The organism is Flavobacteriales bacterium, from assembly GCA_016699575.1.
Classification (GTDB): domain Bacteria; phylum Bacteroidota; class Bacteroidia; order Flavobacteriales_F; family PHOS-HE28; genus PHOS-HE28.
On record CP064979.1, the window covers coordinates 4,029,406 to 4,043,926 of the forward strand.

Below are 14,521 nucleotides of genomic sequence, written 5' to 3' on the forward strand. Positions count from 1 at the left end.
GAAGATGCGCAACCTCGTGAACCCCACAGGCAATGATCGGGCTGCCCGGTGCGTCTTACGGCCGGTCCAACCATATTTGCCCGCCTTGATCATCGTTCGCACCCTCCTGTTCGTCCTGGTTGCCGGGGCATTATGCCTCACCGGGTGCCGCAAGGACACGCAGTTCACCGAGGACCGCGTGGAGCTGGTGTTCAGCCAGGACACCATCCTTTACGACACCATCTTCACCACGGTGGGGTCCATCACCAAGCGGTTCACGGCCCGCAACCCGAACAGCAATGCCGTGAAGGTGGACATTGCCTTGGCCGGTGGAAGTCCCAGCCCCTACCGCATCAATGTGGACGGCTCTTCGGGCACCTTGTTCAGCGACGTGGAGATCCTCGGAGGCGACAGCATCTATGTGTTCGTTGAGGCCACCCTCGATGCCAACAACGCGAACAACCCGTTCATCATCGAGGACAAGATCCTGTTCAATACCAATGGCGCCGAGCAGAACGTGCTGCTGCTGGCCTGGGGCCAGGATGCCCACTTCCACTACCCCGACCAGTTCATCCAAGGCTTTCCTGCGTTCAGCTACATCGTCGGCGGTTTCGATGGCGGTGGAAACCAGATCTGCGGCGAGGTGGAGGTGTGGACCAACGACAAACCGCACGTCATCTACGGATACGCTGTGGTGGACTCCTGCAATAAGCTGGAGATCCAACCCGGTGTGAAGGTGTACTTCCACGGCGGCGGTGGTCTGTGGGTGTACCGCGGCGGATGGATCGAAGCCTTGGGCAACACCTCCGACCTCATCACCTTCCAAGGTGACCGCTTGGAAAGCCTCTACGAGAACCTGCCCGGCCAGTGGGACCGTATCTGGATCAACGAGGGCGACTTCGCCAACGAGGACAACCGCTTCGAGAACGTGGAGATCCGCAACAGCCTCATCGGCATCCAGTGCGAGACGTGGCCGCTCGATGTGGATGAGCCCACGACCATCAACAAGCTGGTGCTCAACAACGTGAAGATCCTCAACTGCTCGGCCGCAGGCCTCCTGAGCCGCAACTACCGCATCACGGCCAACAACCTGCTGGTGGGGGATGCCGGACAGTACAGCGTTGCGCTCACCGGCGGTGGCGAGTACCAGCTGAACCACTTGACCGTTGGCAACTTCTGGGACTGGGAGGTGCGCAACACACCGGCGTTCATCGTCACCAACTACTTCCAGGACATCAACGGCACGGTGCAGGTGCGCGACATCAGCAGCAGCGAGTTCCGCAACAGCATCATCCACGGCACCAACAGCAACGAGTTCGAGCTGGACCTGGACAACCTCGGCACCAGCACGCTCAACTTCCACGACATCATGCTTAAGACGGACGAGAACGTGAGCGGGCCGTTCTTCACAAGCAATGTGTACGTGGACCAGAACCCCGCCTTTGCCGATGGCCCGGCCGACGACTATCACCTGACGTCCGGCTCGTATGCCCGCGAGCGCGGCCTACCTAGCACGGCCGAGGCCTTCCTTGATATTCAGGGTAACAGCCGATGCGAGATCTGGCCCGACCTCGGCTGCTACGAGTTCTGCCCTTAGAGCTTCACGAAGCCGCGGCTCCACGCCTTGCTTCCTGCGCGTACACGCACCACGTATGATCCCGCTGGCAAGCCCCCAACATCCAGTGCTTGCGACTTTCGGGTGAACATGGAGATGGCCATTTGACGTCCCAGGGCATCCGAAATGGTGACCTCCGCCAGCCCGTCGAACCCCGTGTTAACGTTCAGAAAATCAGAAGCAGGCACAGGGTACAAGGCTCCTGTTAGGCTGCTAAGTTCAACCTGATCAGTAATGATACCCGTAGTGCGCAACGGCCGGATCTGCCCACAAGCGTACCCGTGCGCATCATCGAAGAAACGGACGTCGTACAGCCGTCGGGCGCTGTTCAGGCCACTGGTGTTGTAGTTCTCGGACCACGTTGCCCCATCATCCGTGCTGATGAAGACGTAGCCGCTCAGTCCATCGGTGCGGTAGCCAGTGGCGAAGCCGGTACCATCAGATCGGAACGTCAATGAAGTCATCACGATGGGTGCAGGTAGGTTGACCGAGGCCGGCAGCCACGTATTGCCACCATCTGTCGTGCGCAGGACGGCGCCATCATTGCGCGTTGCTGCTCCGATCTGGTCGTTCACGAATTCAACATCGGAGAAACCCGTGGCCGTATCGCTGAGCACCTGCGCCCAATTGAGGCCGCCATCGGTACTTCGGTAGATGGCGCCGCTGTCCGGTATGGCGATGCCGTTGTTAGTGAGCCTGCTGTATCCCCCGGTCGCGGCAAACGCCAACGTATCGTTGACGAAGTGCAGACGCGAGACAGGCTGACCCGGAAGAAAGGCGATGTTCGTCCAGGTGGCGCCGGTATCAGTGCTCATGTCGATGATGCCATTGCCCGCCTGATCGGCGCCGCCGGTGAACGCCACCAGGTCGTTGCGCATGCGGATGGCGCGGTAGTATCGGCCGGTGCCTGTGCGAACGCTGTCGAACCCGAAGGGATACGCCGGGAACAAATAAGGCCGCACCACGATGCTGCGGTTGTAGAGCTCGTGCCCAGCGGCCATGTACAGCGGTTTCCCTCCGGTCATCTTCACATCGATGTCCTCCAGGTTCGTGGAGGGCTCGTACCAGATGAAATACCCGCCCGAAGCGGCACCGTCATCGGTTAGCACGATGCCCCCTTCCGTGGCCGGGGCGAACGGTCCGGGATTGTTGGCGCCATACACGAACAAGCCTGAATCCAGGTTGTGGAAGGCCGAAGCCTGGTAATGGAGCGTGCTGGAAAAGAGCCCAGCAGGCACCCACTGGCCAACGGTAGTAAAGGCGATGAAGAAGAAAGCGACGACGGAGTTCCGTTTGTTCATGGCGGCGAAGTTGGGCAGTGAATACACGCCAACCCGCATCGCGTTCATGACCACCTTTGGACGCATGTCGTTCAAGCAGATCACCGCCATTGAACAGGCGACGCTCACGTTTCTCAAAGACCTGTCGCGCAACAACGATCGCGACTGGTTCACGAAGCACCGCGACCGGTACGAGGCCGCCCATGCGAACATGATATCGTTCGCTGATGCGCTGTTGGAACGCATGGGGAAGCATGACCGCTTCGACACGGCGAGCGGACGCAAAAGCCTGATGCGCATCTACAACGACCTGCGGTTCCACAAGCACAAGCCGCCCTACAACCCGCGTTTCGGCGGCAACCTGGACCGGGCCAAGCCCGCGCTCCGCGGGGGCTATTACTACCACGTGGAGCCCGGTTGGTCTTTCATTTCCTGCGGCTTCTTCGGTCCGGAGCCTGCCGACCTGAAGCTCATCCGCTCGGACATTGCTTACGATCCCGGCACCTGGGCCAAGCTCATCGCTTCAAAGGCGATGAGGGCAACGTTCGAACCGCTGGCGGGTGATCAGGTAGCCACTGTTCCAAAGGGCTTCACGAAGGACCATCCGGCCATCGACCTCCTGCGCAGGAAACAGTTCATCTTCCGTCGACGGTTCACTGACGCACAGGTGTTGTCCAAGTCGTTCTTGTCCGATGTGGAAGCAAGTTTCCGGACCGTTCGCCCGTGGTTCGACCACATGAGCGCAGTGCTCACAAGCGACGCGAACGGTGCTTGACCCCGCTACGGCTTGGCGGGCGACAGCGACAGGTCGCGGTGCACCAGCATGATCGCGCTCTCGTTCCGGTAACCGTTCTCCTCCCCCGCTTTCTGCATCTTGAACCCCATGTGCAGCGGTTCGGCAGCGACGGTGGCGTAGCGCTGGGGGAAGGTGCGCCCTTCGTCATACAGCGCCTTCAGATAGAAGTACGTGACGTCGAAACCGAGGAAGGCGTATTCCCCCGCATCGGTATGGAAGCGCTCCCGGAAGACCTTGTCGAAAGCGGCCACACGGGCATTGCTGCGGTCGATGTGGGTGCTCACCGCGAAGTGCAGTTGCACGGCATCGCGCTTGGCCGCATCCACGCTTTCGATGTTCATCCATTGCTCCAGGCCGAAGACGACGATGCGGTGCTTATCGGTTGCGTCGGCAAGAACGTTCACCAGACCGGTCACGAGCTCCACATCCTCGGTGGGGGCCACCACCACGTTCAGTTTGCTGGTGGACAGCTTGGCCAGCACCGAGGAGCCCTGCCGCTTGCCCGAATAGGCAATGGTGGTGCTGTCGATCACAGCGTCGCTACCAGCCGCGTGCAGGGCGTCGCGCAACATGCGCTCCATCTGGTCCTGCAGTTCCTTCTCGCCGGTGATGGCCGAACGCAGCAGGATGATGTTGTCGTTGCCGTGGTACTTGGCCACGTAGCGTGCGGTGTACTGAACCTGTTCCGTACGACCGCTCACAGCCTTGCTGACCTGTGGCCGCCCGAGAAGCACTTTGTTGCTCTGGGCCACAGGGCAGATGATCTGACCACTGCCGGCCATGCCCGCCACCTGCTCGATGGCAGCGCGGTGGAAGGGGCCGATGTAGAGATCGAGGTTGCGCAGGTCGGGGTCCTTCAGTGCCTTGCTCCAACTGGCGGGATCGTTGCCCACGTCCACCACACGGATGTCGACCTTCAAGCCCAGCGCTTTCAGCGAATCCAAAGCAAGCTGCGCACCAGCGTAGAACTGCGCTGCGATGCTCGTCAGTTCGTACCAATCGTCGGAATTTGGACGGGCAAGCACGCTGTCGTTGCGCTCGATGCTGAAGGGCAGCAGCAGACCCACCGAGTAGCGGTCCCGCTTGTCCATGCCGACGGCCGGGTCCACAAACACGGGTTCGGTTTTTTTTGCCGGGATACGCAGGTAGGTGCCCACCTTCAATCCCTCCGGCAGGCCTCCGTTGGCAGCGCGTAGTTCCTCCTCGGTAATGCCGTGTTGTTTGCACAGGCCGTAGATCGTCTCCTGTGCCTGCACCGGGTGGCTGATACTGCCGTCATCCGCAGCTGGCGCCACCACGGTCGCCGATGTGCCCGTGACTTTCGCCACGGGGATGATGAGTTCCAAGCCCACCTTCAAGCCATCGGCCATCTGCGGGTTGCGGCCCAGCAGGTCGGCTTCCGGCACAGAGTACTTCCTCGCGATCCCATACACGGTCTCCTTCTTCTGCACCACGTGAACGAGTTCGCCATCGCGCAGCTGCGGCGCGGCCTTCGCTTCCTTTTTGCTCACCCCATCCACCGGTATGATGAGCACTTGGCCAATGCTCAACCCTTGCGATGCGGCAGGGTTCGCCTTCACGATCACCTCGGTTGGCACTGCGTAACGCTGTCCGATGGCGAAAAGCGTTTGCCCCTTCTCAACCGTGTGCAGGATGTACTTCTTGCCATCGCGCGTTTGCGTCACTTGTGCAGTGCCGGTGATCAGGCACAACAGCAACGGCAAGAGCATCACCAACCTGTTCATTCCCATTCGATGGTTGCGGGCGGTTTGCTGCTGATGTCGTACACCACGCGGTTCACGCCTTTCACCCGGTTGATGATGTCGTTCGAGATCCGTGCCAGAAGCTCGTAGGGCAGGTGGCACCAGTCGGCCGTCATGCCATCGGTGCTGGAAACGGCGCGCAAAGCAACGGCGTTCTCGTACGTGCGCTCGTCGCCCATGACACCCACGCTGCGCACGGGCAGCAGGATGGCGCCCGCCTGCCAAACCTGATCGTAGAGTCCGGCCTCGCGCAGGTGCTTGATGTAGATGTGGTCGACCTCCTGCAACAGCGCCACTTTCTCGCCGGTCACTTCGCCCAGGATGCGGATGCCAAGGCCCGGTCCCGGGAACGGATGGCGCCCGAGGAGCGCAACATCCAGGCCCAGTTCCTTCCCCACCCTTCGCACTTCGTCCTTGAAGAGCAGGCGAAGCGGCTCCACCACCTTCAGGTTCATCCGGGCAGGCAATCCGCCTACGTTATGGTGGCTCTTGATCGTGACGCTGGGGCCGTGCACGCTTACGCTCTCGATCACGTCCGGATAAATGGTGCCTTGCCCGAGCCACTTCACGTCCTTGATGCGCTTGGCTTCATCATCGAACACATGGATGAAGGTGGCGCCGATCGCCTTGCGCTTTTGTTCAGGATCCTCCTTGCCTTGGAGCGCGGCGTAGAAGCGCGCCTTGGCGTCCACACCCGTGATGTTGAGGCCGAGGTGCTTGTAGTTCTCCAGTACGCTCTCGAACTCTCCTTTGCGCAGGAGGCCATTATCAACGAACACGCAATGCAGGCGCTCGCCTATCGCCTTATGGAGAAGGATGGCGGCGACACTGCTGTCCACGCCACCGCTGAGGGCCAGTACGACCCGGTCGTTGCCCAATTGCTGGCGGAGCCCGTCCACCGTGCTTTCCACGAACGAAGCCGGGGTCCAATCGCCTTTGCAACCGCATACGCCCTGCACGAAGTTCCGCAGTATGGTCAGGCCATCGGTGGTATGGAACACCTCCGGGTGGAACTGCACGGCAAACGTGTTTTCGCCCTTCAACCGAAAGGCCGCCACAGGCACCGCGTGGGTGCTGGCCATTACCTCCATGTTGCCGGCCACAGCGGTAATGCTGTCGCCATGGCTCATCCACACCTGCGTTCCGGGATGGACACCATCGAACAGCGGCCCGCTGACCATGATATTGTCCAGGTGGGCGCGGCCGTATTCACGCACGGTGCTCGGCAGCACTGGCGCACCACTTCTTTTGGCCAGAAGCTGCGCGCCGTAGCAGATGGCCAGCACCGGTAGACGGCCTTGGAACACGCTGATATCGGTATCCGGCGCATTGGTATCGTGCACGCTGAAGGGGCTACCGCCAAGGATGACGCCCTTGATGGACGAATCATCGGCGAACCGGGCCGCTTTGCTGAACGGGTGGATCTCACAGTAAACGTTGAGCTCGCGCACACGACGGGCAATGAGCTGCGTGTACTGGCTGCCGTGGTCGAGGATGAGGATCTTCTCCAAAGGGAAACAGGGGGAATGTGCGGAAGCGCGAAGATGGAATTGTGGCCCCGGGCATGACGGACCGGTGTGCGACACGTCAAGAGAACGGCGGCCAAAAGTATCCGGGGCGGGCAACGTGGTCCGGTGGATGACCGACTAACTTTCAACGCCATGCAACCCCGACGGACATACCCGTGCGCAAGGGCAAGAGCCTTAGCCGTGCTCTCGCTCACCTTGTGCCTGTGGTTGAACGCCAGGGCACAATTGGTCATTTGGGCCGATGAATTCGAGAACGGGTGCAATACCGGTTGCTACGCCTCGGCCTACACCACAGGGGTGAACGGCATTTGGACCGTGACGAACGTGGGTGCCCAAGGGACCTGTCCCAACCAGTGGTTCATCAGTTGCCGCGAGAACGGCAATGCCACCAGCACCTGCGGTACGGACTGCACCACCAACAATGAATCGCTGCACATCGGCAACGAACTGGTGGGCGTATGCGCAAGCCCCAACGGCTGCATTTTCTGCCCGGCGGGTGACTGTGGTGCAGCCTACGATGCGGGGTGTCCGCCTGCTTTCTGCACCTTCTGCCTGTGCGGCTGCCTGAACACCACAACGAACAAGCGGGCTGAATCCCCGACGATCAATCTGTCAGCCTACACGAACGTTACGCTCAATTTCAAGTACATGGAGAACGGCCAGACCACCAGCGACGACTTCCTGGTGGAGTATTGGAACGGCGCGGTGTGGGCGGCCCTCAGTAACCCGCCCAAGACACCGGCTGGAGGCTGTGGCAGCCAAGGGCAATGGACCCAGTACAGCGTGGCCCTGCCAGCTAGCGCCAACAACAACCCTGCTGTGCGCGTGGGCTTCCGGTGGCAGAACAACAACGATGCAAGCGGGGCCGACCCGAGCGTGGCCATCGACGATGTACAACTGACCGTAGCATACGTTCCCACTTGTGTTGGCCCCTTCGTGAACGAGGTGAGCAACGGCCCGGCCACGGAGAAGGAGTACATCGAACTGATGGTCTGCGGGCCACCGTGCACGACCGTGGACCTGCGCAACTGGAAGATCGACGACAACAACGGCGCTGCTTGGAACGGGTTCGGGTCGGTGATGGTGAACAGCGGGGTGAGCACCGGGCACCTGCGTTTCGCCAACGTTGCGCAATGGGCGGCCGTGCCCACGGGATCCATCATCGTCATCTACAACAACACCGACCTCAACGCCCTGTTGCCGCCCAACGACCCGAACGACAGTTCGCCCGTTGACAGCGTGTACGTGCTGCCGGTGAACCATGCTTCCATCCAAAGCTGCGCCACCCTGCCGAGTGCCACCAGCAGCAGCGGCTACAATCCCTGTGGCTTCGGGGCGGGGAACTGGACGCGCGTGGTGATGCGCAACGATGGCGATGCGGCCCAAGTGCGCTACCCCAACGGGCAGTATTTCCATGGTGTGAGCTACGGTCCCAACACCCAGAACATGAACACCGGCGGCGCCGACGCGCTGCGCATCAGCACGGTGAACCATGCCGGCCGGGTCATCTACTTCAATGCCCTTGACCCGCGCTCGGCGGCCAACTTCACCAGCGCCGTGGTGGCGGGGAACGAAACGCCGGGCGCTGCCAACAACGCGGCGAACCTGGCCTTTCGGCGCGCGCTCCAATGTGCAACATCCCTGCCGGTGGAACTCCTTTCGTTCACCGCCCGCAACGACGGCCCTGCCGTTCTGTTGGAATGGAGCACGGCCTCTGAGAAGGACAATGCGCACTTCACGGTGGAACGGAGCAAGGATGGCCAGCGGTTCAATGACCTACTGCACCTGCCGGGTGCTGGGGACAGCCAGACCACGCTGCACTACCGCGCCCATGATGTTGACCCGGTGGCGGGCACCACGTTCTACCGCTTGCGCCAAACCGACCATGACGGGGCGACCTCGCACAGCAACATCGTAGCCGTGCACCGGAGCACCGCCAGCAACGGTCTTTCAGCAACACTCTCAGGCGATCATCTGGTACGCATTGAACACCCTTGCCAACTGGCCTCTTGGGAGCTGCTGGACCCATTGGGACGAATGATCGGCAAAGGCACCTCCGGTGAAGGTCCGGTAACCGATTGGAACGCACCAACCCACATCACCGGGGCCATGTTCCTGCGCGTGCATTGCGGTGCGGAAGCCGCAACCTTCAAATTGGTGTTCTGAACCGATCGCGGAAGTCAACAGGTGTTGATGATCCGACAACGATCGGCCCGGGGGATCGAGCGACTTTTGCAGCCGGAAGGGATAGTGATGCGCGCAACCGGGAAAGTCCTTCTTGCTGGCATGTTGATGGCGACCGTTGCAGGTGCCCATGGCCAACAGCTCCTGGACGACTTCGCTCGCGCGAACGGGACCGTTGTCGGCGGCGGGTGGACGGAAGGCGGTATTGGTTCTTCCGGCGCCATCCTGAGCAACGCTTTGGATCTCCCAACGGGCGGGTTGAACGGTGCCGATTGGGTTTCGCAGGACGTGTCAGGGCTTTACAATACGGTGTTGAACACCAACACCTGCGTGCTTACCTGGCAGTTCAACATGCGCACTTCGCGAGCCGACCCCAGCGGTTTCGCAGCCGGTAACTACGGCAACGCGTTCATTCTTGCTGGTAGTGCGCTGAATCCGGCTACTGGGACAGGCTACGCCGTGGTACATGGTGAGGCGCTAACGAACGACAGGCTTCGCTTGATCCGATACAGCGCTGGGGTTGCGACCAACACCACCATCATCACCGGCACTACTGATTTCGGCAACGAGTACTTGGCTGTGCGCGTGGTGTACACGCCAAGCACCAACACTTGGCAGATGTACTCGGCCAGCGGCGCTGGTTTCCCAGCCCCTGCTTCGGCTGCGTTCCAAGAGGGCGGCAACGTGGTGGATGCAACCTACACGGGCGTGAACCTGCCCTTCGCGGGCTGCTACTTCCAGCACAATACCGCTGCTGCCGACCGCGCAACATTCGACAATGTATATGTCCCCTTCGATTGCTCGAGCACCATTGCCACGTTCGCATCCTCTTCCAGCAGCAATAGCGAAGCCGCAGGAACCGTGACGGTGAACATCAACCTGAGCGCGGCCGCCACGGTGAACGGCACTTATACCGTGACGGTGGCCAACGGCGCAGGTGCCACCTACGGTCCGGCTTCCGATTACACGACCGTTCCAGCAGTTGCAGCCTCCACCATTTCAGTGCCGGTGTCCATTGGTGATGTTGTGCTGGGTTTTGATGTGGTGGTGAACGACGATGTGGTCACGGAAGCGAACGAGGTCATCACGTTCACCTTGACCAGCGCTTCAGCCGGCCTGTACATCGGGGCGAGCACCACGCATGCGTTCACCATCGTGGACAACGACATCACGCCTACGGTCACCTTCGCAACGGTGAACGTGAACGCGGTGGAAAACGCCGGGAGCATCACCTTCCAGCTCAATGTGAGTCCGGCACCAACAGCCGCCGGCAGCGTGGACATCTTCGTAAGCAATGGCGCCGGTGTCACGTACGGTGCCGGTAACGACTATACCACAACCCCGGGCACCGTGCTGAGCCAATTCACCGTGAACATCCCCATCGGTGCCACCTCGGTGAGCTTCACGGCCAACATCAACGACGACGCCGTGATCGAGAGCACGGAGAGCGTTGGCTTCTCCATCCTCGCTGTAAGCGCAGGCTATGCCATCGGGGCCAGTACGAGCGCCACGTTGGTGATCCTGGACAATGACAGTCCACCGACGGCGCTGCAGCGTGGCGACCTTGTGATCGTGGGTGTGAATGCGAACACCAATGCCTGTGGTGGTGGTGTAGGCGATGACGAGGTGAGCTTCTTCTGTTTCAAGGACATCACCACGGGCACCACCATCGACATCACGGACAACGGTTACGAGCGTTGCAATGCAGGCCTTTGGGGCAATAACGAGGGAACCGTCCGCGCATCCCGCATAGGCCCGACCATTCCACGGGGCACGGTCATCACGTTCAGGTTCACCGCTACCGGCGTTTACAGTTCGCTTGCTCCCGATGCGTCCTGGGGCTTCACCAATCTGAACGGCGGGGGCAACGTGCTCAATATGAACAGCGGCGGCGACCAGCTGTTCTTCGGGCAAGCCGGGGTTTGGGGACCCGGTGGTGCGGGTCTGCACAACGCAACCTACAGCGGCACTTGGTTGTTCGGGTTTTCAAGCTATGCGGCATTCCCTTGGTCGGCCAGTTGTGCGACCAATCCGACCCAGCGCAGCAACCTGCCTTTCGGCATGGATTGTTTCAGCATGGCGCCTACCAGTGCCACTGACTTCGCGAAGTACACCGGCCCACAGACTGTGGCCACGCAGCGCGATTGGATCCTGCGCATCGAAGACCCCGCCAACTGGACCACTTACGGCACGTGCGGTGCCTACAACGCCGGTGGCACGAACTGGTTGACGGCACCGGTGATGCCCATCACCCTCGGCGGCATGGTCAATGGCCTGTGGACGGGTGCAAAGACCACGGATTGGTTCCAATGCCAGAACTGGGACGATGCTGAAGTGCCCATCGCCACAAGCAACGTGGTCATCAACAGCACTGCCATCCGCGACTGCGTTGTGGGCATTGCAGCCGGGTCAACCGGTGTGTGCGCCAGCTTGTACATGGGCGCTACCAATGCCACCGGCCGCACGCTCACCATCCAGAACGCCAGCACGCTGAACGTGGGCGGCAACACCACGGTGCAGCGCACGCTTGGTACTGGGGCATTCGGCATTACGCTCTTCGGCCTCAGCACCCTGAACGTGGCCGGTAACCTGAGCCTGCAAGGACCAACGGCCGGGTTGTACGAAGGCTACCTGCGGAACGAGATCGCCGGGAATACGGTGAACGTGACCGGCAATGTGACGATCCAGAACGGCGGCCTGCTCGATCTACAAGGGCCGGTGGCGGGTGGAAGCATCAATGTGGGCGGCAACTGGCTCAACAACCATGGCGCGGCGGCTTTCAACGAACTCTTCAGCACCGTGACGTTGAACGGTGGTGGAGCCCAGACGATCAACACATCGGGTTTCGCGGAAGAATTCGGCCGACTGCGCATCAACAAAACCGCCAATGATGCTACCCTGCTGCAGCCCTTGCTCATCCGCACGGATCTGAACCTGGTGCAAGGGCGCCTCTTCACCGATGCCACCAACCTACCTACTGTCATTGACGGCGCTACTGCCACCAGTGCCAGCGATGCGAGCTTCGTTCACGGTCCCATCATCAAGCTCGGCAACGACGACTTCACCTTCCCGGTGGGCAAAGGCACTCAATACCGTTACGCAAGGATCACCGGCCTCACCTCGGGTCTGACGGATGGCTTCCGCGGTGAGTATTTCCCGGGTGACCCCGAAGCGCTCTTCGGACCAGCATTGGAACCCACGCTCGACCACATCAGCAATTGCGAGTACTGGATGATCGATCGCGAAGTGGGTACGCCCAATGCATTCGTTACGCTCAGCTGGGACAACAACAGTTGCGGTGTAACGGCCATGCCCGATCTGCGCGTAGCCCGTTGGGATGCCCTGGGCACCATCTGGCGCGACCGAGGCAACGGTGGCACCACTGGCACCATTGCGGCTGGTGATGTCATCACGGCAGCACAACAGAACCTGTTCAGTCCATGGACGCTGGCGAGCATCAACGCCAACAACCCATTGCCCATTGAACTGCTTGCGTTCAATGCCCTACCGAACGGTAGCGTGGTGGACGTGCGCTGGAGCACAGCCACGGAGATCAACAACGAATGGTTCGATGTGGAGCGCAGCGCCAACGGCGAGGATTTCACCTCCATTGGACGTGTGGCCGGTGCCATCAACAGCCAGAACACGCTGAACTATGCCTTCGTGGACGGTAGCCCGCTCGGTGGGACAAGCTTCTATCGGCTGCGCCAAACCGACCTTGACGGTTCCAGCACCACGAGCAATGTGGTGGCTGTGCAATTCGGTTCTGGCCCACGTCCATTGGTGCTTATCGGTGCCGGGGAAGAGCTGATCGTGCAACACGGCTTCAAGGGCGGGTCCACGCTTCGGTTGTTCGATGCCAGCGGCCGCATGGTGTTCAATGGCCAAGTGCCTTCGGACGGTGCCTTCTCGCTCGACCTGTCCACCTTGGGCCACGGGGCCTACGTGCTGCAAATGACGGACGGCGTGGGCAGTGCTGTGGGCCGGTTTGTCCGCTGAGAGCACAACGATCCCAAGGGTCGCTGCGTTCGCCGCCTCTACATTCGGCGCAATGATGCCTTTGAAGACCGCGGCAACACTATTGGGCCTACCTGTCCTGTGCCTTCTCTCATGCAGCGGCACCGCCCCCGTGGTGGATGCCATGCCCGACTACTACGAGCCGCAGGCCGATATCCGGTATGAGGACCGCACATACGTGGAAACGGTGAAGACCGTTCTGCTCTTCAAAAAAGGCTTCGAGATGAGCGTGCCGGCCTTCGAACTGGGCAGCGGGGAATCGCTTGAACTGCACTTCGATGACCTCTCCCCTAATCCTGAGAACTTGTGGTGGACCATCATCCACTGCGACCCGCACTGGAAGCCGAGCGACCTCAGCCAGGGGCAGTACATCGAAGGTTCGTTCAGCGACTTCATTCCGCCGCCCGTGCAGAGCTACAACACCCGGCAACCGTACCTGCACTACGCCGTGGAAGTCCCGAGCTTCATGACCAAGCCGCGCATCAGCGGCAACTACATCCTGAAGGTTTTCCGCCAAGGTGACGAAGAGGACGTAGTGCTGACGCGGCGCTTCTACGTCTTCGAGAACAAGGTTCAGGTGGACGCCAAAGTGATGGCGAGCCGCGATGTGGACCGCCGGAACACCTCGCAACAAGTGGATCTCGTCATCCGGCATCCGCAATTGCAAGTGCCCGACCCGTTCGGCGATCTAACGGTGACCGTGCTGCAGAACATGCGTTGGGACGATGCGCGCACCGGAGCCCGCCCCCGCTTCGTCCGTGGCAGCGAACTGGTGTACGACTTCCCCAACGAAACCCTCTTCGATGGCGGCAACGAATGGCGGCCGCTGAACGCGAAGAGTTGGCGGTTCAATGCACCGGGCATCGGCAGGATCGTGTTGGACAAGGAACTCATCGAGGTGTACATGGTGCCCGACCTCAAGCGCAACATCCGCGTGTACCTGGACCAGCCGGACCTCAACGGGCGCTATCTGGTGAAGACCGACGACGGCTACGACAATATGCTGGAGGCGGACTACATGAACGTGATCTGGCAACTGCCGATGGATGCGGCGCTCTACGGTGACGTTTACGTGTACGGTGCCTTCACCGACTTCCAGTGCAAGAAGGAATTCCGCATGACGTGGGATACCGAGAACAAACGCTATGTGCTCGGTGCGCTGGTGAAACAGGGCTTCATGGACTACCAGTACGCTTTCATGGCGCCCAACAGCGAACTACCCGACCTCACCACCATCGAGGGGACGCACTTTGCCACGGAGAACGACTACTGCGTGCTCGTGTACTTCAACGACTGGAACGTGCGTGCACAGCGGCTGGTGTCGATGCGCTTCCTCAACAGCAGGCAACAGCAGTAGC

At 60.8% G+C, this 14,521-nt stretch carries 8 protein-coding genes; 5 read left to right on the forward strand and 3 right to left on the reverse strand.

The genetic code is table 11. From position 1 onward, the window contains the following. The first annotated feature begins 85 nt into the window (after positions 1-85). Positions 86-1,576, forward strand: a complete 1,491-nt coding sequence (locus IPJ76_16905) for a hypothetical protein (GenBank protein QQR86249.1) — start codon at positions 86-88, stop codon at positions 1,574-1,576. On the opposite strand, the gene IPJ76_16910 is transcribed toward IPJ76_16905, so the two are convergent. Next, complete coding sequence (locus tag IPJ76_16910) at positions 1,573-2,895, reverse strand: T9SS type A sorting domain-containing protein (GenBank protein ID QQR86250.1); 1,323 nt, start codon at positions 2,893-2,895, stop codon at positions 1,573-1,575. The genes IPJ76_16905 and IPJ76_16910 overlap by 4 nt on opposite strands. Before the next feature lie 64 nt (positions 2,896-2,959). On the opposite strand from IPJ76_16910, the gene IPJ76_16915 reads away from it, so the two are divergent. Next, positions 2,960-3,649, forward strand: a complete 690-nt coding sequence (locus IPJ76_16915; protein ID QQR88496.1) for a DUF2461 domain-containing protein — start codon at positions 2,960-2,962, stop codon at positions 3,647-3,649. Positions 3,650-3,654: 5 nt separating this feature from the next. On the opposite strand, the gene IPJ76_16920 is transcribed toward IPJ76_16915, so the two are convergent. Both IPJ76_16920 and guaA read right to left on the reverse strand, forming a co-directional pair. Continuing rightward, positions 3,655-5,415 carry a LysM peptidoglycan-binding domain-containing protein gene (locus IPJ76_16920; GenBank protein ID QQR86251.1) on the reverse strand — a complete coding sequence of 587 codons (1,761 nt, stop codon included), beginning with the start codon at positions 5,413-5,415 and terminating at the stop codon, positions 3,655-3,657. Further along, a complete protein-coding gene (gene guaA / locus IPJ76_16925; protein QQR86252.1) occupies positions 5,412-6,944 on the reverse strand; it encodes a glutamine-hydrolyzing GMP synthase in 1,533 nt (510 codons plus the stop codon). Before guaA ends, IPJ76_16920 begins: the two co-directional genes overlap by 4 nt. A 150-nt stretch (positions 6,945-7,094) precedes the next feature. Between guaA and IPJ76_16930 the strand changes: the two genes are divergently transcribed. The 3 genes from IPJ76_16930 to IPJ76_16940 all read left to right on the forward strand — a co-directional run bounded on the left by IPJ76_16930 (position 7,095) and on the right by IPJ76_16940 (position 14,520). Further along, on the forward strand, positions 7,095-9,128 hold the full coding sequence (locus IPJ76_16930; protein ID QQR86253.1) for a hypothetical protein: 2,034 nt from the start codon (positions 7,095-7,097) through the stop codon (positions 9,126-9,128). A 126-nt stretch (positions 9,129-9,254) separates the two neighbouring features. After that, complete coding sequence (locus tag IPJ76_16935) at positions 9,255-13,145, forward strand: hypothetical protein (GenBank protein QQR86254.1); 3,891 nt, start codon at positions 9,255-9,257, stop codon at positions 13,143-13,145. Positions 13,146-13,197: 52 nt separating this feature from the next. Then, the gene (locus IPJ76_16940; GenBank protein QQR86255.1) at positions 13,198-14,520 is read left to right on the forward strand and encodes a DUF5103 domain-containing protein; all 1,323 of its coding nucleotides are present in this window, start codon (positions 13,198-13,200) and stop codon (positions 14,518-14,520) included. Position 14,521: the final 1 nt, after the last annotated feature.